Source organism: Phenylobacterium sp. (genome assembly GCF_041919955.1).
In the GTDB taxonomy this organism is placed as follows: domain Bacteria; phylum Pseudomonadota; class Alphaproteobacteria; order Caulobacterales; family Caulobacteraceae; genus Phenylobacterium.
Window position 1 is genome coordinate 1 of record NZ_JAYRSU010000031.1, and the last position, 23,204, is coordinate 23,204.

At 68.9% G+C, this 23,204-nt stretch carries 18 protein-coding genes; 9 read left to right on the forward strand and 9 right to left on the reverse strand.

Annotated features, from left to right (window positions below; all coding sequences use genetic code 11):
- The first annotated feature begins 100 nt into the window (after positions 1-100).
- Together ACE3T2_RS19305 and ACE3T2_RS19310 are read left to right on the forward strand one after the other, a co-directional pair.
- Positions 101-298, forward strand: a complete 198-nt coding sequence (locus tag ACE3T2_RS19305; RefSeq protein WP_374660357.1) for a DUF2061 domain-containing protein — start codon at positions 101-103, stop codon at positions 296-298.
- A gap of 13 nt (positions 299-311) precedes the next feature.
- Positions 312-773: a Dps family protein gene (locus ACE3T2_RS19310; protein WP_374660359.1), complete on the forward strand. Its 462-nt coding sequence runs from the start codon at positions 312-314 to the stop codon at positions 771-773.
- A 12-nt stretch (positions 774-785) separates the two neighbouring features.
- Here the strand turns inward: ACE3T2_RS19310 and ACE3T2_RS19315 are convergent, their stop codons facing one another.
- Together ACE3T2_RS19315 and ACE3T2_RS19320 are read right to left on the reverse strand one after the other, a co-directional pair.
- Positions 786-1,688, reverse strand: a complete 903-nt coding sequence (locus ACE3T2_RS19315) for a PEPxxWA-CTERM sorting domain-containing protein (RefSeq protein ID WP_374660361.1) — start codon at positions 1,686-1,688, stop codon at positions 786-788.
- 262 nt (positions 1,689-1,950) lie between these two features.
- Positions 1,951-2,619, reverse strand: coding sequence for a CAP domain-containing protein (locus ACE3T2_RS19320; RefSeq protein ID WP_374660362.1), 669 nt, complete (start codon positions 2,617-2,619; stop codon positions 1,951-1,953).
- Positions 2,620-2,872: 253 nt separating this feature from the next.
- On the opposite strand from ACE3T2_RS19320, the gene ACE3T2_RS19325 reads away from it, so the two are divergent.
- A complete protein-coding gene (locus ACE3T2_RS19325; RefSeq protein WP_374660364.1) occupies positions 2,873-3,535 on the forward strand; it encodes a DsbA family protein in 663 nt (220 codons plus the stop codon).
- Between the two features lie 66 nt (positions 3,536-3,601).
- Here the strand turns inward: ACE3T2_RS19325 and ACE3T2_RS19330 are convergent, their stop codons facing one another.
- The 5 genes from ACE3T2_RS19330 to ACE3T2_RS19350 all read right to left on the reverse strand — a co-directional run bounded on the left by ACE3T2_RS19330 (position 3,602) and on the right by ACE3T2_RS19350 (position 12,616).
- Entirely contained in the window at positions 3,602-6,133 is a 2,532-nt protein-coding gene (locus ACE3T2_RS19330) for a TonB-dependent receptor (protein ID WP_374660366.1), read from the reverse strand.
- A 216-nt stretch (positions 6,134-6,349) separates the two neighbouring features.
- The gene (locus tag ACE3T2_RS19335) at positions 6,350-6,952 is read right to left on the reverse strand and encodes a TetR/AcrR family transcriptional regulator (RefSeq protein ID WP_374660368.1); all 603 of its coding nucleotides are present in this window, start codon (positions 6,950-6,952) and stop codon (positions 6,350-6,352) included.
- A gap of 119 nt (positions 6,953-7,071) precedes the next feature.
- Positions 7,072-8,769, reverse strand: a complete 1,698-nt coding sequence (locus ACE3T2_RS19340; protein WP_374660370.1) for a hypothetical protein — start codon at positions 8,767-8,769, stop codon at positions 7,072-7,074.
- 65 nt (positions 8,770-8,834) lie between these two features.
- Positions 8,835-9,305 (reverse strand): Cys-tRNA(Pro) deacylase, encoded by a 471-nt coding sequence (ybaK, locus tag ACE3T2_RS19345; RefSeq protein ID WP_374660372.1) that lies wholly within the window; start codon positions 9,303-9,305, stop codon positions 8,835-8,837.
- 56 nt (positions 9,306-9,361) lie between these two features.
- A complete protein-coding gene (locus ACE3T2_RS19350; RefSeq protein WP_374660374.1) occupies positions 9,362-12,616 on the reverse strand; it encodes an amidohydrolase family protein in 3,255 nt (1,084 codons plus the stop codon).
- A gap of 216 nt (positions 12,617-12,832) precedes the next feature.
- On the opposite strand from ACE3T2_RS19350, the gene ACE3T2_RS19355 reads away from it, so the two are divergent.
- Together ACE3T2_RS19355 and ACE3T2_RS19360 are read left to right on the forward strand one after the other, a co-directional pair.
- Positions 12,833-14,221, forward strand: a complete 1,389-nt coding sequence (locus ACE3T2_RS19355) for a pyridoxal-phosphate dependent enzyme (protein WP_374660376.1) — start codon at positions 12,833-12,835, stop codon at positions 14,219-14,221.
- On the forward strand, positions 14,218-15,393 hold the full coding sequence (locus tag ACE3T2_RS19360) for a PLP-dependent aspartate aminotransferase family protein (RefSeq protein WP_374660378.1): 1,176 nt from the start codon (positions 14,218-14,220) through the stop codon (positions 15,391-15,393). Before ACE3T2_RS19355 ends, ACE3T2_RS19360 begins: the two co-directional genes overlap by 4 nt.
- Positions 15,394-15,397: 4 nt before the next feature.
- Here ACE3T2_RS19360 and ACE3T2_RS19365 read toward each other — a convergent pair whose 3' ends face one another.
- Together ACE3T2_RS19365 and ACE3T2_RS19370 are read right to left on the reverse strand one after the other, a co-directional pair.
- Complete coding sequence (locus ACE3T2_RS19365) at positions 15,398-15,652, reverse strand: hypothetical protein (RefSeq protein WP_374660380.1); 255 nt, start codon at positions 15,650-15,652, stop codon at positions 15,398-15,400.
- Between the two features lie 68 nt (positions 15,653-15,720).
- Positions 15,721-16,902 (reverse strand): NF038122 family metalloprotease, encoded by a 1,182-nt coding sequence (locus ACE3T2_RS19370; RefSeq protein WP_374660382.1) that lies wholly within the window; start codon positions 16,900-16,902, stop codon positions 15,721-15,723.
- A 282-nt stretch (positions 16,903-17,184) separates the two neighbouring features.
- Between ACE3T2_RS19370 and ACE3T2_RS19375 the strand changes: the two genes are divergently transcribed.
- From ACE3T2_RS19375 to ACE3T2_RS19390, 4 genes are read left to right on the forward strand one after another with little or no spacing between them, the layout of a single operon-like run.
- Positions 17,185-17,529, forward strand: a complete 345-nt coding sequence (locus tag ACE3T2_RS19375) for a hypothetical protein (RefSeq protein ID WP_374660384.1) — start codon at positions 17,185-17,187, stop codon at positions 17,527-17,529.
- A gap of 56 nt (positions 17,530-17,585) precedes the next feature.
- The gene (locus tag ACE3T2_RS19380) at positions 17,586-18,818 is read left to right on the forward strand and encodes a TolC family protein (protein ID WP_374660386.1); all 1,233 of its coding nucleotides are present in this window, start codon (positions 17,586-17,588) and stop codon (positions 18,816-18,818) included.
- Between the two features lies 1 nt (position 18,819).
- Positions 18,820-19,965 (forward strand): efflux RND transporter periplasmic adaptor subunit, encoded by a 1,146-nt coding sequence (locus ACE3T2_RS19385; protein ID WP_374660388.1) that lies wholly within the window; start codon positions 18,820-18,822, stop codon positions 19,963-19,965.
- Between the two features lie 12 nt (positions 19,966-19,977).
- Entirely contained in the window at positions 19,978-23,181 is a 3,204-nt protein-coding gene (locus ACE3T2_RS19390; RefSeq protein WP_374660390.1) for an efflux RND transporter permease subunit, read from the forward strand.
- Positions 23,182-23,204 lie beyond the last annotated feature (23 nt).

A 23,204-nucleotide genomic window follows, 5' to 3' on the forward strand; every position in this document is an offset into this window, starting at 1 on the left:
CACATCAACTTGCCGCAGCTTCGCGACGATCTCTTCCGGCTTGTGACGCTTCCTTGCCATCTCTCGTTCCATCCAAATGGTCCTCGGACCAACATAAGGGATGGATCACTTCCTGGGGCGCAGACCACACCTGACCGTGGCCGTCAGCGTCGCCTTCGCCCTCACCCGCGACTGGCGCGCAGCGCTGGCCATCGGGATGATCGAGCCGATCTTCCAGACCATCGCCTTCGCCATTCACGAACGCATCTGGACGCGCATCGCCGCCCGCGGCGCCGCCCAGCCGACGGCGCAAGCCTGACAAGGAGATATCCATGCCCAACGCCGGTCCCACTCCGGACGACCGCAGGACGGTCGCCGAAGGCTTGGCCAAGCTGCTCGCCGACAGCTACGCCATCTATCTGAAGACCCACGGCTATCACTGGAATGTCCGCGGCCCGAACTTCTCGCAGCTCCACGCGCTGTTTATGGCCCAGTACACCGAGGTCTGGACCGCCATCGACGAGGTGGCTGAACGCATCCGCGCGCTCGGCGAGCTGGCGCCGCAGGGCTACGGCGCGTTCGCGAACCTGTCGTCGATCAAGGACGGCGATCCGACCAAGTCGGCCCAAGCCATGTTGGAAGACCTGGTCGACGGCCACCAGACGGTGATCGGCACACTCTACGCGCTGCTGCCGCTCGCACAGCGGGCCGGCGACGAGGTCACCGCCAGCCTGATCTCGGACCGCCTGACGGCCCATGAGAAACACGCCTGGATGCTGCGCGCCTCTCTCTAGACCGCAAGCCTCCTAGGCCTCGAGGCGACGCCCGACACGCTTGGCCCGAACAGCCGCGCCCAGGCCAAAGAAGCCGATGATCATCATCGCCCAGGTCGCGGGTTCCGGAACCGGACTGACGATGGGGCCACCAGGGCCGCCGCAGCCGCCGGGCGTCGTGCAGGGCGTCGGCTCGCCCGGGCAGGGCCCCGGCCCAGGGCACGGGTTGGTCGGAGTCGTCGGCTCGGTCGGGATGGTCGGGGTGGTCGGTTCGGTCGGTTTCGTCGGTTCGGTCGGCGTCGTGGGACCGCCCGGCTCCGGACCCGGATTGCCCGGCGTTCCGGGATTGCCTGGCGTTCCGGGATTGCCTGGCGTTCCGGGATTGCCTGGCGTTCCGGGATTGCCCGGATTGCCGCCGTCGGTGATCACGCCTCCCGGTCCGCCACCGCCACCGAACGGCAGGCCGAAACCGCCGCCGGCCGGAGCCACGGACGCGAGAACGGGATTGGGCGCGCCGGCGGTTTCCACCGCCTCCGGCGGCCCGGCGATTTCGTCCAGCAGGCGCTGGGCCGGCGGACGGGCCTCCTCAGGCAGGGCCGCCTGGATCGAAGGGGTGGTGTCGCATTCGGTGGAGCGCGGCGCCGGAATGGCCGCCGTACGCATGTCGAAGGACGAGTCCAGCAGGTGCTGGCGAGGCGCCAGCGGCCTGGCGGCCGGCTGGACGCGCTTGACCTTTCTGACTACCGGCTTGCTGGCCGGCTCGACGCTGACGGCCGGTTTGACCGCCGGCTTGGCGACCCGATGGACCGGCTTCGCGGGCGCGGCCGGACGCGTCATGGCCGCCTGCACCTTCGGAAAGCAGTCCTCGGCTGCAGCCGGTCCGGCGATCGCCGGCGCGACAAGCGCGCCTATCAGGACGTACCGCGAGAACGTCATCGCTCTGCCTCTACCTTCACCATTCCACCGGGCGCGGGGGCATCCGGAGGAAGCTTTGCACCTACGGCCGATTCAGCCGCTGCGCGATTATCGCACACGCCACAAGGGCGCCTGCCGCAGGTTGCAACATACGCGCCAGTTTAAGCGCCGCCACTCCAGAACGCGCGTAACCAATTGTAAGAAACAGCGAACGCTCGCTCCGCCCAGCGCGGGATATGCGGCCAAAGCGGCGCTTGCGTCCAGGGCTTGACGCCGGCTGCGACTATTCTTCCGTCGCCGAACGGACACGCTCGGCCGAAGCGGTGCGGATCGACGACGCCGCGCCGCCGAAGTCCATGACGCACATGGTGGCGTAGTCCTTGTGCGGCCCGCAGCTCACCCCCACCACCTGGAACGCCGCGTGGAAGATGTTGCGACGGTGGCCGCGACTCGGCACGCCGCTGTCGATGATCAGCGCGCGCACCACCTCGGCCGGCGACGGCGGCCCATAGGCGATGTTCTCGGCCGCGATGGTCTCGGTCAGCCCGTGCCGGCGCAGGCGGTCATAGAACCGCTCGCCGTCCGGCCCATCGTGCCCGATCTCGCCGGCCGGACCCTGCAGCTCGACATGCTCGACCGCGGCGGAGATCAGCGCGGCGTCTGCCCGCAGCGGACCGAGCGGCTCCTGGGCTTCAAGGTGCGCCACCGCTTCCTTGAAGGCGGTGGGGTCTCGATCGTCCTGCCCGGCCTGGCGCAGAGCCCGCTCCCACGGCGTCACCGGCTGGGCGAGCAGCCGCTTGGCGTATTCCTGCGGGTGCATGCGTGCAAAGTTGATTTCAGCCAGGATCGCGTCCTCCATCGGCCCTGCATGGGCGATCGTGGGCGCGAACATCACCGCGACGAGGGCGATGGCTCGGACTTGATTTGCCAAAGGCTGTTGCAAGCTGCTCACCGTCGGTTTCCTGACAGGTGACAATTTGCAACAACCGCATGTATATGTGCTTAAACTTAATGGTTTATAGGCATAGTTACCGCCACATTAAGACAATACGTTCGAGTATTTGCTGGTAAACCATACGTACACCATGAAGCCGAGTGGAATGCGGACCGGATCGTGCATGTCGATGACTTGGAAAGGGCCAGCTGCACTGCTAGCGGCTCTCGCGCTGGGCGGCTGTCAGCAGGTCGAAGACCAAGCTTTTGAAATGCGGCTCCGCGCCTATCTGCGCGAGCACCCTGAAGTCGTGCGCGAGGCCGCGCAGAAACTGCGCCAAAAACGCGCGATCGCCGCACACCAGGCGCTGACGGGCGCACGAAAGCGGCTGGAGGCCGACCCCCGCGACTTCGTCGCCAATCCCGGCGGGCACGTCACCGTCGTGCAGTTCTTCGACAACCGCTGCGTCTATTGCAGCGCCGCAGCGCCGGACGTGCTGGCGCTCATCGCCCAGAACCCGGACGTCCGCTTCGTCTTTAAGCAATATCCGATCTTCGGCAGCACCTCGGACTATGCCGCGCGGGTCGCCCTGACGCCCCAGGGAAAGGCCAAGGGGCTGGAACTCTATCGCGCCTTCCTCGGCCAGAAGGATCTGACGCCCGCGCGTGTCGACGCTTTGGCCGCGAAGGCCGGCCTGGATCCGGCCGCTCTGAAGCTTGCGATCGACGACCCCGCCATCGACGAGCAGATCCGCGACACCCGCGCCCTGGCGCAGGAGATCGATGTACGCGGGGCGCCGACCTTCGTCGTCGGCGGCCAGATCATCCAGGGCGCCGATCCCGAAGGCCTGCGCGCCGCCATCACCCGGGCTCGCAGCCTGTCGATGAGCTCGATGGGCGCAGACCTCACCCTGCGTCCCGCCACGGGTTATTGACGCCCCAAAGAAGAAGGGGAGCCGCGGTCTCCCGCGACGCCCCCTCCGAACTGATCTGGACCGTTCCTAGAAGCGGTATTGGAACTCCACGCCGTAGGTGCGCGGGAAGTTGAGCTTCACCGTACGACGGTAGTCGCCCGAGCCCGTCAGGCCGGTCGGAGTGGAGCTCTGATAGGCCACCTCGTCGAACGCGTTCTTCACGTAGCCGATGATCGTGAAGCGATCCTGGCTGTCCTTCCACAGCGCGCGGAAATCGACGATCTCGTTCGACGGCGCGGTGTAGTTCTTCTGCATGAAGATCGAGGTCTGCATGGAGTCGGTGTAGGTATAGGTTCCACCGAGCGTCAGGCTGCCGATGTCGAAGTCGAAGGTGTAGTTCGCCCCGAGGGTGAACTTGTTCTCCGGCGTCATCGGCAGGCGGTTGCCCTCGAGGTTCTGAGTGCGCGCCGTCGGCGTGCCGCCCACCGGCTTGGCGCCGGAGGCCGACGCGGTCGGATCGTTGACGTCGACGAAGCAGCAGCCGTTGGTCACCTCGGCGTTGATGTACGCGTAGCTGCCGAAGACCATCAGGTTGTCGATCGGCGCCCACTGGCCTTCCAGTTCGACGCCCCAGTTGCGGGCGTCGAGGTTCAGGAACTGGGTGCCGGTGGTCGAGCCGCTGATGATCACGCGCAGCGGCGCCTGGAAGCCCTGGTAGTCGGCGTAGAAGATCGCCGAGTTGAGCTGGAAGCGACCGCCGAAGGTCTTCTTCAGGCCGATCTCGTAGTTGTTGACGTATTCCGGATCGGCGTAGGGCACCGGCGTCAGGCCGTTGGAGGCCAGCCAGCCGCCCGACTTGTAGCCGCGGCTGTAGCGGGCGTAGGCGTTGGTGTCGCCATCCGGCTGCCACTGGACGCCGAGGGTGCCGGTCCAGGCGTCGTAGTCGGCCGACAGATTGCGGATCAGGCCGCCGTTGGGCGCTTCACGCAGGTTCGCGTACTGCGGCAGGGCGTTGCAGGCGGCGATGGTGGCGCCGCCGCACACCACGAAGGTGGTGAAGTCGAGCGCGATGCCTTGACCGACCGCCGCCGGAATGCCCGCGAACTGCTGAAGCAGGGTGGTGGTCGTCGGGCTGCGCGAGACGTAGCGGGCGAAGTCGGTGCCCGACTTTTCGTCCTTCGTGTAACGAAGGCCGGCGGTCAGGGTCCAGTTCTCAGCAAACTTGTAGTCGATCTGACCGAAGGCGGCGTAGGAGTTCACCTCCAGCGTGCCGTCGACGAACAGGTAGTTGCCGTTCGGGTTCGGCGCGGCCGGACGGCCGGTCGCCAGGCTGAGCGGCGCCTGCATGGCCGGATCGCCGAGCACCCGCAGGCCCTGCGGCTGAGCGTAGGACTGGTGGTACTGATAGAGGCCGACAATCCAGTTCAGCGGGCCGTCGCCGTTCGAGGACAGGTTGATCTCGTTCGAGAACCACTTCTGCTTCTCGGTGTAGAAGAAGCGCTCGTTCGGCGAGACGTTAGTGGCGGTGTAGGCGCCGAACGGCGTCGCGGTCGGGATGCTGAACAGGCCCGTGCGCGAGGAGCGGTCTTCGTCGCCGTTGGTGTTGTAGGTGTAGGACTGGTAGCCGGCCAGGTACTTCAGGTTGGCCCAGCCCAGGTCCCAGGTCAGGTCGAAGTGCAGACGATTGTGATTGGAGAGCTTGCCCTCCATCGTCTGGTCCATATCGATCTTGTACGGATCGGCGATCGACGGGTTGACCTTCGTGTAGCCGAAGGTCGGGTTATAGTAGAGCGCGCTGTTTTCGATGCCGGTGGGCGAGCGCGTATCGTAGGGCGTGATCACGCTCTCGTGGATGTTGCCGACGCCGTAGCTGTCGTCCCAGTCGAACTTGGTATAGCGCAGGCGAGCAGTGATGTTCTCGCCGAGGTCGGCTTCGATCTGGGCCTCGACGATGTAGCGCTTCATGGCGCTGGTGTCGCCGCCGGGGCCGACGTTCTCGATGAAGCCTTCGTCGCGGCGCTCGACCGATCCGCCGATCAGGAAGCGCAGGCCTTCGGTGATCGGGCCGGTCACCAGGGCGTCGGTCCGCCACGAGCCGTAGTTGCCGAGCGCGCCGCGGACTTCACCCTTGAAGGTGTCGCTGGGGCGCTTGCCGATGATGTTCAGCGCGCCGCCGATCGAGTTGCGGCCGTAGAGGGTGCCTTGCGGGCCCCGCAGGATTTCGGTCCGCTCGATGAACAGCGACGGCGTCGAGCTATCGGCCATCGAGTTCGAGAAGATGCCGTCCGAATACAACGCCACGGACGGGTCCGTGCCGATGGCGTTGGTCAGGCGGCCGAAGCCGCGGATCGAGAGACGGTCGTTGTTGGTGTAGGCGACGCTCGGCGTCACGCGCGCCAGGTCTTCGACCGTGGCCACGCCCATGATGTCGCGCTTCTCGGAGGTGTAGGCGGTCACGGCGACCGGCACGTCCTGCAGGCTCTGCTCGCGCTTTTCAGCGGTGACGACCAGTTCCTCGATGGTGAAAGCGTCTTGAGCCGCAGCCTGAGTGGCGGCGGACATGGCCGCGATCGACGCGCCCATGATGAAAAGACTGCGCAGGCGCAGCGGCGTATTCATATGTAACCTCCCAGCCAGACGCGGGCGTTATGTCGCCCGTCGTGAGTGCTTAATGACCCAAGGCTGGAGGTCTCGAACAGTGTTTGAATAGAGGGAAATGCGTCACCCTCTGAATTTCGCTGGCCCTTGTGGCGCAAGGGACGCGCTCTTTTGACGGGACGGTACGGCTAAGATTCGGAAAAGACAGCGCAATGGCGCCGCGGCGGTCAAAGTCGCTCAGCGGCCGATGATCAGCGCCTCGAGACCCTCGACGGCCGATTCCAGGGTTTCGCGCTGGGGTCCGCAACCGGGCGCGCCGCGCGACAGGGCCACGGCCGCGATGCCGCGCCCCCAGGCCCAGATCGCCTCGGCGATCTTGTGGGCGAGGTCGGTCGAATGATGACCGGCGAAGTCGTGAACGATCGCCTCCCGCGCCACGGCGAAGGCCTCGGCCTCGGCCTCGGCGACGTCCTGGCGGCGGCCGGCGTCGAGCGCCTCGTACATCAGTTCGTACAGCTCGGGCTTCTCACGCAGAAAGTTCAGATAGGCGAAGCCGATCGACCGCAGTCCGGTCTCGCCCCTGCGCGCCTCATAGGCCTGGCGCATGGCCTCGGCCAATTGGCGGAAGCCGTCGACGGCCAAGCCCGCGAGCAGCGCGGCCTTGTCGGCGTAGTGATAATAGACGGTGCCGGGGGCGACGCCGCCCCGCTCGGCGATCGCACGCAGAGACAGCCCGACCCGGCCCTGCTCCTGCAGAATGTCGCGTGCGGCGGCCAGCAGCTGCCCACGCACATTGCCCACATGATAGGTCCGCCGACGTTCGAGCGTCGCCGTCGACACCACCGTCGCTCCTGCCCTGGCCGTCCGGCTCAATTGGCCGTCCTCCACCGACTTCCACACGGCTCGCGCCGCGACGCACCATTATCAGTGGTAAGTTAAGGCCCGATACGCGCGCCGGGTCAATCGCGACCTCGCGTGCGTTCCGTGCCTGCAGCCACCCACTGCATGATCTCCGTCCAGTGACTATAGCCAAGGAAACGGCCGATGCCGGGCACGATCCTCACATCGCGCAGATGGGCCCCGAGCCATGCCCGCACCTCGTCGGGCGTGGTCATGGCGTCATCGGCGCCATGCCATAGGGTGACCGGAGCGCTGAGGCCCGACAGCTCGAGCGCCGCCGGCCGCGCGGCGCAGCGGATGGCCTCCGACGCCCCACGCGCGCTGACCGCCAGGGCCTCGCGGGTGTACTCGACCATGAAGTCGATCAGTTCGGGATGGGCCTGCAGGTAGGCTGCATCCCCCGGGGCCGAGCCGGCCGCTCGCGCGAAACGCTCGAACTGGGCGCGGTTGAGCCTGTGGCGCAACATTTCGAAGACCATGTCCGACAGCCAGGCGCTCTTGGAGATCCGGCGCCAGAACAGGGTCATCAGGTTACCGGCGTCCTCGGCCCGCTCGACCTGCGGCCCGGGACGGCGGCCGGTGACCAGCAGCATGCGGCTCGCCAGCCGGCCAAGCCCGACCCCCGCCAACAGGCCGTAGGGCGCGCCGTCGGCGAAGGCCACGATCTGCACCGGGCCCAACCGCTGGTCGGCGTGCAGGGCGAGGTAGTCCGCGGCGGCGGCCTCGAAACCGAACTTTCGCAGCGGCTCGGTGCGCCCGATCCCGGCCCGTTCCAGCACCAGCAACCGCAGGCCTAGCTCCCGCGCCAGACCATGGCTGCCGCGCCGCAGCAGGCTGGAACTGAGGTCAGGCATCACCACCATCACCGGCGCGCCAGCAGGGTCGCCATAATCCCGCCAGGCGACCCTGCGTCCGTCGGGAGCGGCGAATATCCTGATCGGCGGCGCCGATTCGGCCGCGGCGCGCTCGCTCGCCAGGATCGCCGGCGCAGAGATCCTGGGCGCCCCGCCGAAGGCCGAGGCCAGGGCGGACAGCTGGGTCAGCGCCCGGACCAGCTCGCTCTGGCGATTGAGGCCCATCTTGTCGAACACCGCCCGAAGTTGGTTGCGCAAGGTGTTGACACTGACCCCAAGCTCCTCGGCCGCTTCCTTGAGGCTCAGTCCGTCGGCCAGATGCGCGGCCAGCCGGATTTCGGCGGCGGTCAGGCCGAAGCTCTCGCGCACGCTCAACCACAGCCGATCGCCGGCCTCGACCGAGGGGAACAGCAGCGCGAGCGCGCCCAAAGGCCTGGCCTCGCCCGCCCCCAGCGGCGTCAGCCGCGCAGCCAGGCTCTCGGGCAGCGCCGAGGCCGGCATGACGTAGGCGAAGAACGGGCCGTCGTTCTCGGCGTCGACGAACTTGACGATGACCTGGCCGCTCGTTGCGCCCGCGAGCCGCCGCCTCGCTAGATCCAGGGCCTCGTGATTAGCCGGATCGGCGAACCTGAGGCCCCGCGCCTCGAAGGTCCCGAGCCGCCGCTCGAAGGCGCCGCGACCGGCGAGGTCGCAGGCCACCGCTCCACCGCCTGCGCCGACCACCAGAACCCCGACCTGCTCGCCCCCGCCGGCCGCAACGGCGGTTCGGACGCCCGTCTCTGCGACCTCGCCAGGCTCGGGGCCAGCAAGAGCCTCGACGACCTGTTCCCACCGATCGGGATCGGCGGCGACGGCGTAGAGCGCCTCGATCACGGTCGAGACGCCGGACTTGTCCTGCAGCATGTGCGCCTCCCCCCCAAGAGGCCGGGCTCATGCTGCGCCTGCCCGGCCGCGCGCCGCAAGACCCGTCAGGTCAGGGAGACCACGATGGCGTCGAGGGCCGCGGCCAGGTCTGCAGGCGCGATCAGCACCTGCAGGCCCCGTTGGCCGCCGTTGACGAACACTTGGTCGTGCAGGGTCGCCATCTCGTCCAGCACGGTCGGGACCTGGCGCTTCTGGCCGAAGGGCGAGACGCCGCCGACCTTGTAGCCGGTCAGTCGTTCAGCGTCGGCGGGCTTCATCATATGGGCCGACTTGCCGCCAACCGCGGCCGCCAGCTTCTTCATGGCCACCTCCTCGTCCGAGGCGAGGATGGCGCAGACCGGCTTGCCATCGACCAGGGCCATCAGGGTCTTCAGCACCTGGTCGGGTGAGACGCCCAGCGCCTGCGCCGCCTGCAGCCCGACCCGCGGCGCATCCGGATCGTAGTCGTAGGTGAAGAGCTCGTAGGCGATCCCGGCCCTGTCGAGGGCGAGGGTCGCGGGCGTCGTCTTGGCCATGCCGAGCCTTTAGCCCGCGGGCATGGCGGCCGCCAGATGCAGCCGCCTCCCCCTCGTCAGTCGTCCTGGTGGCTGACCGCCGCGGTCGAGGCCGCGCCCCAGCCTTCCCCGCCGGCTGTCTGGAACCAGAAGGGCTTGGGCGCGGCCTTGCCCAGTTCGGTCATGGTCATGGCGTCGAACACCCGGCCGTTGGCGACCGTGTACTTGATCGAGGTCGAGTTGCGGATGTTCTCCAGCGGGTTGGCGTCCAGCACCACCAGGTCAGCCAGCTTGCCCGGCTCCAGCGAGCCCAGGTCCTTGTCCATGCCGAGGTACTGGGCGCCGCTGAGCGTGCCCGCGCGGATCGCCTGCAGCGGGCTCATGCCACCCTGGGCGAACATCCAGAGCTCCCAGTGCGCGCCCAGGCTCTCGCGCTGGCCGTGGGCGCCGAGCTGGACCGAAACCCCGAGGTCGTTCAGCTCCTTGGCCACCTTCGCGATGTTGACGTGGTTGTACTCCTCGTCCGGCATCTTGATCCGGCGGCGCGAGCGGGCGTCGAGGATGCGGCGCGGCACGAAGTTCGAAAGCCGCTGGTCGGCCCAGACGTCGGTGTGCTCGTACCAGTAGTTCTCGCCGAAGGTGCCGCCGTAGGCGACGATCAGGGTCGGGGTGTAGCCGACCTTGGTCGCAGGCCAGAGCTGGCGCACGTCGTCATAGATCTTGGCGACGGGGATCGAATGCTCGACCCCGGTGTGGCCGTCCACGACCATGGTCATGTTGTGCTCGAACAGCGAACCGCCCTCCGGCACCACCATGACCCCCAGCTCGCGCGCGGCGGCCAGGATCTGCTGGCGCTGGTCACGGCGGGGCTGGTTATAGCTCTTCACGCTGAAGGCCCCGATCGCCTTCATCCGTCGCAGGGTCGAGCGGGCGTCGTCCAGGCTGTCGATCTGTGCGGTGAACGGCGCCTTGGCCCCATAGAGGATGGTCCCGGTCGAGAAGATGCGCGGACCGACCACCTCGCCGGCCTTCTCCAGTTCGCTGTGGGCGAAGATTTCGCCCGAGTCGTTCGATGGGTCGTGGATGGTGGTCACGCCGAAGGCCAGCGCGGCGTAGTTCACCCAGCTCTGTTGCGGGATGATCTGGTCCGAGCCCATCGAGCCGTGCCAGTGCACGTCGATCAGGCCCGGAATGATGGTCTTGCCGCTCGCGTCGATGGTCTTGGCGCCGGCCGGGATGGTCACCGAGGCCCGCGGCCCGACCGCCTCGATGCGGTTGCCGTTGAGGACGATCACCCCGTCCTCGATCACCTCATCGCCCTTCATGGTGACGATCCGCGCGCCGGTGAAGGCGGTGCGGCCGGCCGGGGCGGCATAGGCCTGGGTGAAGGAGATGTCGGTTCCCTGCTCGGCCGGCTTGGGCAGGTCCTTTGGCGCACCGTCGACGAAGGCGAAGGCGTCCTTCAGGTCGCGGGAATAGAGCTCCGGCCCCATCGACCACCAGAGCTTCTTGGAATCGCCCGACCAGTGGAGGAATTCGCCGGCGTCGCGGGTGACGCGGCTGACCGGGATCGAGCTCGCCTTGGGCGACAGCTCGACCGGCTTGCCGGTGCGCACGAAGGGCGTGACATAGGCGTTGAAGCGCTCGGTCCAGGCGACGTACTTCTCGTCGTGGCTGAGAGCGTACTCGGTTGCGAACTCGCTGATCAGGTGGCTCTGCTCGTCCGAGCCGTCCAGCTCGACCGACTTCAGCGCACGCTTGTTCTCCTCCTCGAAGGTCATGAAGAACACGCGGTCGTTCGCCGCGCCAAACTGCGGCTGCACGCCCTTTTCCGAGATCCGTACCGCCTTGGCCCCGCCCTTGGCCGGCACAGCGTAGAGGCCCGGGTCGCGGCCCCACATCGCCGAGGTCAGGAAGCCATCCGAGACTGCTCGGTATACGACCCTAGACCCGTCCGGACTGAAGGTCGGCTCGACATAGTGGCCCGGCTGGCTCGAGACGACCTTGCCCTCGCCGCCCGCGGCCGGAACCACGCGGACCGTACCGAAGTCCTGATCGTTCCAGGTGGTGTAGACGATCGAGCGGCCGTCGCGCGACCAGGACGGATAGAACTCGAAATGGTCGCCCTGTTTGGTCAACCGCCGAGGCGCGCCGCCCGCCTTCAAGTCCTTGATCCAGAGATGGCCGAGAGCCTGGTAGACGACCTTGGAGCCGTCGGGGCTGACCTCGGTCCAGCGCAACATCTTGACCTTGAAGTCCTTGGGCGCGACCTCGACAGGGAAGCGCACGGCCTCCCGCACCGCGCGGGTTCCCTTGACGTGGAAGGGGATGTCGCCGACCGCCTTGGACCCGACGTCGACCTTGCGGATCTTGCCGCCGGCCCAGAACACGATGGCCTTGTTGTCCGGGGTCCAGGCCATGCTGGGATAGACCCCATGGATCGCCCAGGTTTCCTGCATGTCGCGGTCGAGGCCGTCATAGACCGGCGTCTCGCGCCCCGAGGCGATGTCCATCACGTAGAGCACGGACTTGTAGCGAACGCGGCGGATGAAGGCCAAGGACTTGCCGTCCGGCGACGGGGTCGGGCGGATCGAGCCGCCGGGGCCGGTGATATAGGGCTCGACCTTGCCGGTCTGGCGGTCCAGGCGCTGGATCACATAGATCTGGCCGTTGACGTCCTTGGAGTATTCGAAGACCCCGCCGGGCGTGGAATCGTCGCTGAAATAGAGATAGCGGCCATCCGGGCTGAAGGCCGGTTCGCCGGTGTCCTTCTGCTCGGTGCGCTTCTTGGTGAGCTGGAGGCCGTCGCCGCCGGAGCGGTGATAGAGCCACATCTCGCCCGCCCCCAGCGAGCGGGTCGAGGAGAAGTGCTTGCGGGCGACGATGAACTCGGAGTCCGGCGTCCACGCCGGCTGGCTGAGGAGGCGGAAGCTTTCCTTGCTGACCTGCCTGGCTTCCCCGCCGGCGCGCGGCATCACCCAGATGTTGTCGCCGCCGCCGCGGTCCGAGGTGAAGGCGATCCAGCGGCCATCCGGCGAGTACTTGGCCTGCATGTCCCACGCCATGCCGGTGGTCAGCGCACGCGCCTCGCCGCCGGCGATCGGCATTACGTAGAGGTCGCCTAGCAGGTCGAAGACCACTTCCTTGCCGTCCGGACTGACGTCGACGCTGAGCCAGGTTCCGCTGGTGACGTCGATCGGTACGTCGCGCGTGGCGCCGGGCGGGGCGTTCACGTCCCACTTGGGCGGCTCGGCCTTCCTGGCGTCCTGGGCGTAGGCGGGCGCCGCGAGCACGGCGACGAGGGCTGCGGACAGCAGATGGCGAGCAATCATGGGAACCCCGGCTTTAAGACGGGGCGCACCTTCATCCGAGCGTCACCGGATTGTCGAGTAGGCCGGGGGCAATTTCGCGCTGCACCATCAGATTTGCGACGAAAGACCTGCGCTCGCTCTATCCGCGCGGTGAAAATCCCCCATATCCTGGCTCCGATGGGGCGGAAACGCACCTGGAGCGTTTTCCGCACGACGCTGCTCAGGAGTCCTCGTTCGATGACCGCCGCAAGGCTGACCCCGCCGGCCGCCTCAGCCCTTGAGCTGATCGGCGCCACCCCCATGCTGGAGCTGACCGGGTTCGACACCGGTCCCTGCCGTCTGTTCGTCAAGCTGGAGAGCGCCAACCCAGGCGGGTCGATCAAGGACCGCGTCGCCCGCTCGATGATCGAAGCGGCCGAGGCCGATGGATCGCTCAAGCCCGGCGGGACCATCGTCGAGGCGACCGCCGGCAACACCGGCCTCGGCCTCGCCCAGGTCGGCGTGCTCAAGGGTTACAAGATCCTGTTGGTCGTGCCCGACAAGATGAGCCGCGAGAAGATCCAGCACCTGCGCGCCCTGGGCGTCGACGTGCGCATCACCCGCTCCGACGTCGGCAAGGGCCATCCCGAATACTACCAGGACATGGCCGAGCGGCTGGCCGCCGACATTCCCGGCGCGATCTACATCAACCAGTTCGCCAACCCGGCCAATCCGAAGGCCCACGAGACCACCACCGGCCCGGAGATTCTCGAACAGATGGGCGGGGACATCGACGCCATGGTGGTCGGCGTCGGCTCGGGCGGCACGCTCACAGGACTGGGGCGCTTCTTCGCCAAGACCTCGCCGAAGACCAGGATGGTGCTGGCCGATCCGGAAGGGTCGATCCTGGCGCCGCTGGTCAACACCGGGAAGCTGATCGAGCCCGGCTCCTGGGTGGTGGAGGGCATCGGCGAGGACTTCGTCCCGACCAATTGCGACCTGTCGTTCGTCAGCGCCGCGTACAGTATTCCGGACGCCGAGAGCATCGGGGTCGCGCGCGAACTGCTGACCCGAGCAGGCGTGCTGGGCGGATCCTCGACCGGCGCCCTGCTGGCCGGGGCGCTGCGATACTGCCGCGAGCAAACCGAGCCCAAGCGCGTGGTGACGCTGGTCTGCGACACCGGCGCGAAGTACCTCTCCAAGGTCTACAACGACAGCTGGTTGGCCGAGCAGGGCCTGACCGAGCGCACGCTGCACGGCGACCTGCGCGACCTGATCGCCCGCTCGCCAGCCGAGGGCGCCGCGGTCACCGTCGGTCCGGCCGACACCCTGCTGACCGCCTACAACCGGATGCGGGCGGCCGATGTCAGCCAGCTGCCGGTGCTGGACGGCGGCCGACTGATCGGCCTGATCGACGAGAGCGACCTGCTGGACGCGGTCGAGGATTCCAAGCCCGAGAAGCGGTTCTCCCAACCGGTGGCCGCGGCCATGACCGCCAAGCTCGACACCCTGCAGGCCGGCGATCCGCTGGAGGCGCTGCTGCCGGTTTTCGAGCGCGACCAGGTCGCCATCGTGCTGGACGGACGCGAGTTCGTCGGCCTGATTACCCGTATCGATCTGATCAACTATCTGAGGCGCGCCGCGTGACCGACGACACTCACGGAAAGAACCGCCTGGAATTCTCCACGCGGGCGATCCATGGCGGCCAATCGGTCGACCCGACGACGGGGGCGGTGATGCCGCCGATCTACGCCACCTCGACCTACGCGCAGACCAGCCCCGGCGAGCACAAGGGCTTCGAGTATTCCCGCAGCCAGAACCCGACGCGCTTCGCTTTCGAGCGGGGGATCGCCGACCTGGAGAGCGGGACGCGCGGCTACGCCTTCGCCTCGGGCCTGGCGGCGATTTCCACCTTCCTGGAGGTGCTGGACGCCGGCGCGCACGTGATCGCCAGCGAGGATCTCTACGGCGGCTCGTTCCGGCTGTTCGACAAGGTCCGGCGGCGCACGGCGGGCCTGGAGTTCAGCTTCGTCGACATGAGCGACGTGGCCGCCATCGAGGCGGCCATCCGGCCGCAGACCCGGCTGATCTGGGTGGAGACTCCGACCAATCCGCTGCTGCGGCTGGCGGACCTGGAGGCCATCGCCGCACTCGGCAAGCGGCGGGGGCTGCTGACCTGCGCCGACAACACCTTCGCCAGCCCCTATTGCCAGCGGCCTTTGGAGTTCGGGTTCGACGCGGTGATGCATTCGACCACCAAGTACGTCTCGGGCCACTCCGACATCGTCGGCGGCGCGCTGGTGGTGGGCGCGAACAAGGACCTCGCCGACCAATTGACCTTCCTGCAGAACGCGGTCGGGGCGGTGGCCTCGCCCTTCGACTCGTTCCTGGCCCTGCGCGGGATGAAGACGCTTTCTCTGCGCATGCAGCGCCATTGCGAGAACGCGGCCCGGATCGCCGCCTGGCTGGAGGCGCGGCCGGACGTGGCCAAGGTGATCTATCCGGGCCTCGCCAGCCATCCGCAGCACGATCTCGCCCGCCGCCAGATGGCCGGCGGCTTCGGCGGGATGATCACCGCCGTGCTCGACCGCGACCTTGCGGGCACGGTGCGCATGCTGGAGCGGACGCGCCTCTTCACCCTGGCCGAGAGCCTGGGCGGCGTGGAGAGCCTGATCGAGCATCCGGCGATCATGACCCATGCGTCGATCCCGGCCGAGACGCGGAAACGGATCGGCATCGACGACGGGCTGATCCGCCTGTCGGTCGGCGTCGAGGACGTGGGCGACCTGATCGCCGACCTGGAGCAGGCGTTGGCGTAGCTGCCTAATGCCCCTTGTGGGCGGCCTTGTAGGCGGTGTCCCACGCGACGAATTCGGGACCGTCGATCAGGCCGTTCTTGTCCTTGTCGGCCTTGGCGAATTCGGCGGCCGGCAGCTTGTAGGCGACCCATTCGGCCTTATCGATGCGGTCGTCCTTGCTGGTGTCGGCCGGATGGATGAAGCGGCCCGGCGCCGCACCCGCGGCTCCGGCCGACGCGGCCAGTATGAGGGCGGCCATAACGGTCCTCGTCAATCGCATGTGATGTCCTCCGTTGGGGAGGCGGAGGCTGGCCGCGGCCCATGGCGAAAATGAGCCGCGGCCACCCCTCAGGCGACGGCCGCCCGGCGGCGCCGGACCATCGCGCCCGTCATGAAGAACCCGCCGATCAGCAGGGCCCAGGTCGACGGTTCGGGTACGGCCGCGAGATAGATGTCCCGGGTCGTGAAGCTGCGCGTGGAGTTGAAGACGTCGTAGTCGATGTTCCAACCGATGGCGTCGAACACCGCCAGGTCCAGCGAAGTCACGCGCCCCATCTGCCCGTAGGCCACGGTCGGATCCATCATGCCGAGTTGCGGGAAGCCGGGGATGTTGTCCTTCCAGTGCGAGGCCTGCCAGCCGTCGCCGTTATACGCGCCGGTCGAGAAGTAGCCGTTCTGATAGGCGCTCTTGCCGTCGATCGAGAAGAAGGCGTCGGCTCCCACCGACCAGTCAAGGCCGGCGCCGCTCGGATCGCTGCTGTAGCGGAAGAGGTCCATCACGGAACCGACCGCATAGTCGTTGAGATTCAGCAGGCCGAGGTCGGGATCATCGGCCAGCGGCCCGTCGGGCGCGCCCAGGACGTCGTAGATGTCCACGCCGCTAGTGAAGCCGAGCACATGGCCGATCTCGTGGATGGCGACGCTTAGGAAGTCGATCGAATTGGCCGAGATGCCATCTCCGGCGTTGAAGTCGAAGTTATACTGATTGCTGAACTGGATGGTCCCGTCGGCCGTCGAGCCGAACCCGCCAAAGCCCAGGGCCTTCAGGTTCGCTGAATTGGCGTCGAGGAAGCTGTTGTTGGCGCTGCCGTCGATATCCAGCACCCGAACCCCGGTATCGACCCCTTCGCCGGTTGGCAGTTTGGGCCCCGAGGTGGTGACGTCCAGGGCGCCCCAGCCGTATTCGCCAGGCTTCAGGGCCGGCAGGTTCGCCCCGGCGATGGCGTCGATCTTCGAATTGCCGCCCGAGGCGAGCTGCCCCTTGATCAGCTCGATCGGCGCGACCGCGGAATTGCTGCCGGCCTGACCGAGGACGCCCGGGTCGAGCTGCTTGAAGCCGACGTCCAGATTGATGACGACGTCGTTGGTGAGCCGGCGCGACCAAAACTCGGCCGCGATGCTGAAGCCACGATAGGCGTCGCTGCCCGCGCCGACGCCCCCCAGGTCGTTGAGGACGATGGTGGCCGCTGGGGCCGGCGTGGCCGCCAGGAGTCCGAGCACCGCCACGCCCGATACCAACAGGTATTTCATGATTTCCCTCCGCAGGCGCTCGGGCGTCGAGCATGCGAAGGCCCCCGCCCGGTCGTTAACCAAGCCGAGCCTGGATCACCCTCGGTTGAACAGCAACAATATTCTATTGTAGAGCTTATTTTGAGTTTATTGTCGCAAGTATACGCTCTGGATGCTCAAGCTTTGCTCGGTCCGCTGCGGCAAGCATGCGAGCCGACTGATTTCCGTTAACTCATTCGCCAGCTGCGAAAGCCCGCAAAAGGCGCTTGCTCCTATAGCGGCTGTAGGATGCAAGGCCGCGTCATGGTTCGGTACGGATCGATCGAGGGGCTGCGGCGCATGGGGGCGATTCTCGCCCTCGTGGCGCTCGTGCTGCTCGTCATGCTTGGCCAGCCGAGCGAGGCGAGGCCCCTGCTCGATGCGCCCGGCGCCCCCGCCCTGGAGCAGAACCACGCGGGCGATCCCGACGGCGGCCATCATCCGCCTGGCGCCCATTGCGCCAGCCACTGCGCGGGCCATGCGACCGGCGCCGCAGCCGAAACGGCCCTCGCCCCGGCGCCGCCGCGGGCCCTGCGCTTCACCCCCGGCGAGGAGATCGAGCCGGAAGCCCTGAGCGCCCGACCGCCGATTCGCCCGCCCGCAGCCTGACGTCCGGCGCTCGCCGAGCGCCCCCTATCGTCAAGTTTTGCACCGGGAATTCCACAATGTTGCCGATTCACACCCGCCTGGCGGCCCTCGTGGCCGCAGGCGGCCTGGCGTCCGCAGGTCCGGCCCTGGCCGAAACCGCGCCGCCCTTCCCCGACCTGCTGGCCAGGTCGGCCGACGCCCCCGCCCGGCTCGAAAGCCGCGCCGGGGTCGACGCGGCCGAGGGCCGCCTCCTCCAGTCCCGCGCCTGGCGCAATCCCGAGCTTTCGCTCGGCGTGGAAAACTTCGCCGGCAAGGGCCCGCTCGAAGGCTTCGACGCCGCCGAGACCACGCTCTCGCTTAGCCAGACGCTCGAACTGGGCGGCAAGCGCTCGGCGCGCATCGCCGGCGCGACCCAGGGGCTGAAGCTGGCCCGCGCCCAGGACATCCAGGCGCGCGCCGACTACGCCGCGGCCCTGGCCCTGGCCTATGCCGAGGCGGAAGCCGCCGACCGCCGAGCTGACCAGGCCGGAGATCTGCTGGCCGCCGCCCAGGCCGACGCCCGCGCCGCGCGCCTGCTGGTCGAGGCCGGCAAGGAGGCTGAACTGCGCGCCCTGCAGGGTCAGGCCGAGGCCCAGGCCGCCGAAGCCGCCGTCGAGGAGGCGAAGGCCGCGCGCGAAGGCGCCTTCGCCAGACTTTCCGCCCTGGCCGGGGCCGAGCGGCCGTTCGACGCCCTGGCCGCAAGCCTACTGGACGCCGAGCCGCCGGCCGCGGCCCCCGCGCCGGGCGCGGCGCCCTCGATCCTGGCCGCAGAAGCCGACCGTGACCGGGCCCAGGCCCAGGTTCGGGTGGAGCGACTGGCCGCTCTGCCGGAGCTGACGCTGTCCGCAGGCGTTCGCCGGTTCGCCGGCGACGACTCCACCGCCTTCGTCGCCGGGGCGGCCCTGCCGCTGCCGCTGTTCGACCGCAACCGCGGGAACACCGCCGCTGCGCGCGCCGACCTGCGCGCCGCCGAGGCCCGGCTGGCGCGAATCCAGTTGGAGGCGCAGGCCGACCTGGCCGCGGCCCGCGCTCTGGCTCGCGGGGCCGCTGCGCGGGTGGGCGCGGCCCAGTCCGGCGAAGCCGCCGCCGCCGAGGCCTACCGCCTGTCGCGCATCGGCTACGAGGCCGGCCGCCTGCCGCTGATCGAACTGACCGCCGCGCGCCGGGCCCTGGCCTCGGCGCGCCTGCAGGCGCTGGAGGCGCGGCTGGCCCGCGTCCGCGCCGAGGCCGAAGCCGCCCGCCTGGCCGGCAAGCCCCCGTTCGGAGCCTGACATGATCAAGATCGACAGAAGGGCTCTGCTGAGCGGAGCCGCCATCCTCGCCGCCCTGGCCGCCGGCTACGGCCTGGCCAGTCTGCGGCCGCCGGCCGCCGAGACGCCGCACGAAGAGGCCGCGGCCGAGGCCAAGACCGAGGAGGGCCGCATCGAGATCTCGACCGCCGACGCCTCGGCCGCAGGGATCGCTGTGGTCACGGTCGGCCGTGGCGGCGGATCGGATGTGCGCCTGACCGGCCGGGTCGAGGCCGCACCCGACGCCCGCGCCGTGGTCGCCGCCCCCGTCGCCGGCGTGGTCGAGCGCGTGCTGGTCTCGCCCGGCGTCCAGGTCGGGGCCGGCGGAGGTCTGGTGCTGATCCGCAGCGCCGACGGCGCCCTCGCGAGCGCCGAAGCCGTCGCCGCCGGGGCAGAGGCCGAGGCCGCCCAGGCGGCCCTGGCCCGCGAGAGCCGGCTGCTGAAGGAAGGCGTCACCGCCCGCCAGGACTTCGAGGCCGCCCGCGCCGCCGCGGCCCGGGCCAGCGCCCAGGCCGCCGCCGCCCGCGCCCGCGTCACCGCCTCCGGCTCGCCGGGCGTGAACGGCCGAGCGACCATCCGCAGTCCGATCGCCGGCCTCGTCACCGGAGTGCAGGTCGCGCCCGGCGGCTTCGTCGCCCAGGGCGCGCCGGTGGCGGAGGTCTCCGACCCGCGCCGTCTGGAGGTGGTCTTCAACGTCCCGGCGGACGCCGCCGCCAAGCTGAAGGTCGGTGCGCCGCTTAACCTGATCGGGCCGGATGGCCGCGAGGTCGCCGCGACCATCATCGGCCTGGCGCCGCTGGCCCAGGGCGCGACCGGCGCCGCCGTGGTCCGCGCCCGGCCCGACCGCGACGGCCTGACGCCCGGTGCGGCCGTCAGCGCCCAGGCGTCCGCCGACGGCGAGGGCCTGCCCAGCGTGCCGAGCGAAGCGGTCCAGACCCTCGAAGGCCGCTCTGTCGTGTTCGTGGCCGAGCCGGGCGGCTTTCGCCTCCGCTCTGTGACCGTCGGCCGCTCGGGCGGCGGACAGACCCAAATCGTCACGGGTCTGAAGGGCGGCGAGACCGTCGCCGGCCGCGGCGCCTTCGTTCTCAAGGCCGAGCTCGCCAAGGGCGAAGCCGAGCACGGGCATTAGGGAGCGATCGCCATGCTGAGCAAGGTCGTGGCGCTGTCCGTGCGCCACAGATTCGCGGTCCTACTGCTGGCCGCCCTCATCGCCGTCTTCGGCGCCTTCGAACTTTTCCGCCTGCCGATCGACGCGGTGCCGGACATCACCAACCGCCAGGTCCAGGTGACCACCGTCGCCCCCGCCCTGTCGCCAGAAGAGATCGAGCAGCGGGTCACCTACCCGCTCGAAACCGCCCTGACCGGCATTCCGGGCCTGGTCGAGACCAGGTCCATTTCACGCAACGGCTTCTCGCAGATCACCGCGGTCTTCACCGACGCCACCGACATCTATTTCGCCCGCAACCAGGTGGCCGAGCGAATGGCCGGGGCGCGCGACGATCTGCCCGCCGGCGCGGAGCCGGCCATGGCCCCGATCACCACCGGCCTGGGCGAGGTGATGATGTGGACCGTCAAGATGGCCCCGGCCAAGGGCGTCAGGCCTGGCCAGCCGGGCCCGCAACCCGACGGCGCCTACATCACCCCCGAGGGCGAGCGCCTGACCAGCGAAATGGCCAAGGCGACCTATCTGCGCACCGTCCAGGACTGGATCATCACGCCCCAGCTCAAAACTGTGCCGGGCGTCGCCGGGATCGACGTCATCGGCGGCTACGTCAAGAAGTACGCCGTGCGGCCAGACCCCGCCCGCATGACCGCCTATGGCGTGGGCCTGAACGAGGTGGTCGAGGCGGTCGAGCACGCCAACACCGTGGCCGGCGCCGGCTATGTCTCACGCGGGGGCGAGGCCTATGTGGTGCGCGCCGACGCGCGGGTGACCTCCATCGAGGATCTGGCCGCCGCCCCGATCAAGAACCGCGCCGGTCTGGTGGTGCGGGTCTCGGACGTCGCCACCGTCGAGATCGGCCAGGCCGCACGCCTTGGGGCGGCCCAGCAGAACGGCGAGGAGGTGGTGATCGGCACGGCCCTGATGCTGGCCGGCGAGAACAGCCGCACCGTCGCCCATGCGGTCGGACAGCGGCTGGACACGATCAAGGCCTCGCTGCCGCCGGGAATCGAGGCCAAGGCCGTACTCGACCGCACCGCCCTGGTCGACCGCACCATCGCCACCGTGAGAACAAGCCTCGCCGAAGGCGCCCTGCTGGTGATCGTGGTGCTGTTCCTGCTGCTGGGGAACGTCCGTGCGGCGATCATCACCGCCCTGGTCATCCCGCTGGCCTTCCTGTTCGGCGTGATCGGCATGAACCGGTTCGGGGTGTCGGGGAACCTGATGAGTCTGGGCGCCCTCGACTTCGGCCTGCTGGTCGACGGGGCCGTGGTGGTGGTCGAGAACACCCTGCGCCGCCTGACCCTGCGCCGCCAGGGCGAGGGCCGCGACCTGACGCTCGCAGAACGAATGGACGAGGCCGTGGCCGCCGCGCGCCAGATGGTGCGGCCGGCCGCCTACGGCCAGGCGATCATCCTGCTGGTCTACGCCCCGCTGCTGGCGCTCGAGGGCGTCGAGGGCAAGATGTTCCACCCAATGGCCGCGACGGTCATGCTGGCCCTGGCCGGCGCCTTCGTCCTGACCTTCACCCTGGTCCCGGCCCTGGCCGCCCTGCTGATCAAGCCGCCGGCCCACGAGCACCAGTCCAAGGCCGAAACCCTGGCCCGCAACCGGCTGGAGCCGCTGGTCCGCGCCGCGGTCGCCTATCCGAAGCGCGTGGCCATGGGCGCGGGGGCGGCGGTGGTGGTCGGCCTCGTCGTCTTCAGCCTGCTGGGGCGCGAGTTCATTCCGACGCTCGACGAGAAGGACGTTCTGGTCCAGGCGATCCGCGTACCCAGCGCCTCGCTGGAACAGTCGCTGGAGATGCAGGCGCGGCTGGAAAAGGCGCTGATGAAGGTCCCTGAGATCGAGACGGTCTTCTCCAAGACCGGCACGGCCGAGGTCGCCACCGATCCGATGCCGCCCAGCATCTCCGACACCTTCGTGATCCTGAAGGACCGCAAGCAATGGGCCGACCGCAGCCTTACCAAGGATGAGGTCGTCGCCAAGATCGAGACGGTCGCCAGCGGCCAGATCGGCAACGCCTACGAGTTCACCCAGCCGATCCAGATGCGGTTCAACGAGCTGATCTCCGGCGTGCGTTCCGACGTGGCGGTGAAGGTCTATGGCGACGACTTCAACGAGATGGAGGCCACCGCCGAGAAGATCGCCGCCGCACTGCGCGGCGTGCGCGGCGCGGCGGACGTGAAGGTCGAGCAGGTCTCGGGCCTGCCGATGATGACCGCCCAGGTCGACCGTTCGGCCGCCGCCCTGCACGGGGTCCACGCCGCCGACGCGGCCGACGCGGTGCAGATCGCGCTGGCTGGCCGCACGGCGGGACGCGTCTACGAAGGGGACCGGCGCTTCGACGTCATGGTCCGCCTGCCCGAAGCGGCCCGCAACGACCTGACGGTCGTGGCCCAGACGCCGCTGGCGGTGAACGACGGGGCGGTGATGGTGCCGCTCGGCTCGGTCATCTCCTTCCAGCCCGGCGAGGGGCCGAACCAGATCAGTCGCGAGAACGGCAAGCGGCGCATCGTCGTCCAGGCCAATGTCCGCAGCCGCGACCTGGGCGGTTTCGTCACCGAGGCGCGCGCGGCGGTCGACCGCGAGGTCAAGCTGCCGTCCGGCGCCTGGCTGGATTGGGGCGGCCAGTTCGAGAACCTGCAGCGCGCCCAGGCGCGGCTGGCGATCGTGGTGCCGCTGGTGTTCGCGACCATCGCCGTGCTGCTCTACTTCGCGCTCGGCTCGGCGGCTCAGGCCGCCCTGGTGTTCGCCTGCGTGCCTCTGGCCCTGGTCGGCGGAGCGCTGGCCCTACTGCTGCGCGGCATGCCGTTCTCGGTCTCGGCGGCGGTCGGCTTCATCGCCGTCTCGGGCGTCGCGACCTTGAACGGCCTGGTGCTGATCCAGGCCATCCGCGAGCGGATCGAGTCCGGCATGGCGCCGAACGCGGCGGCGGTGGAGGGCTCCATGGCCCGCCTGCGCGCCGTGCTGACAACCGCCCTGGTCGCGGTGCTGGGCTTCATGCCCATGGCGCTGGCCAGCGGCGCGGGGGCCGAGGTGCAGAAGCCTCTGGCCACCGTCGTCATCGGCGGCCTGATCACCGCCACCCTGTTGACCCTGGTCGTCCTGCCGGCCTTCGCCAGCCGGGTGATCGGGCAGGCGGCGCGGAAAGCGGCGGAAGGTGCGGAGGCGGCGACCTAGCCTTCCTCCCCCGCCGCGCAGAG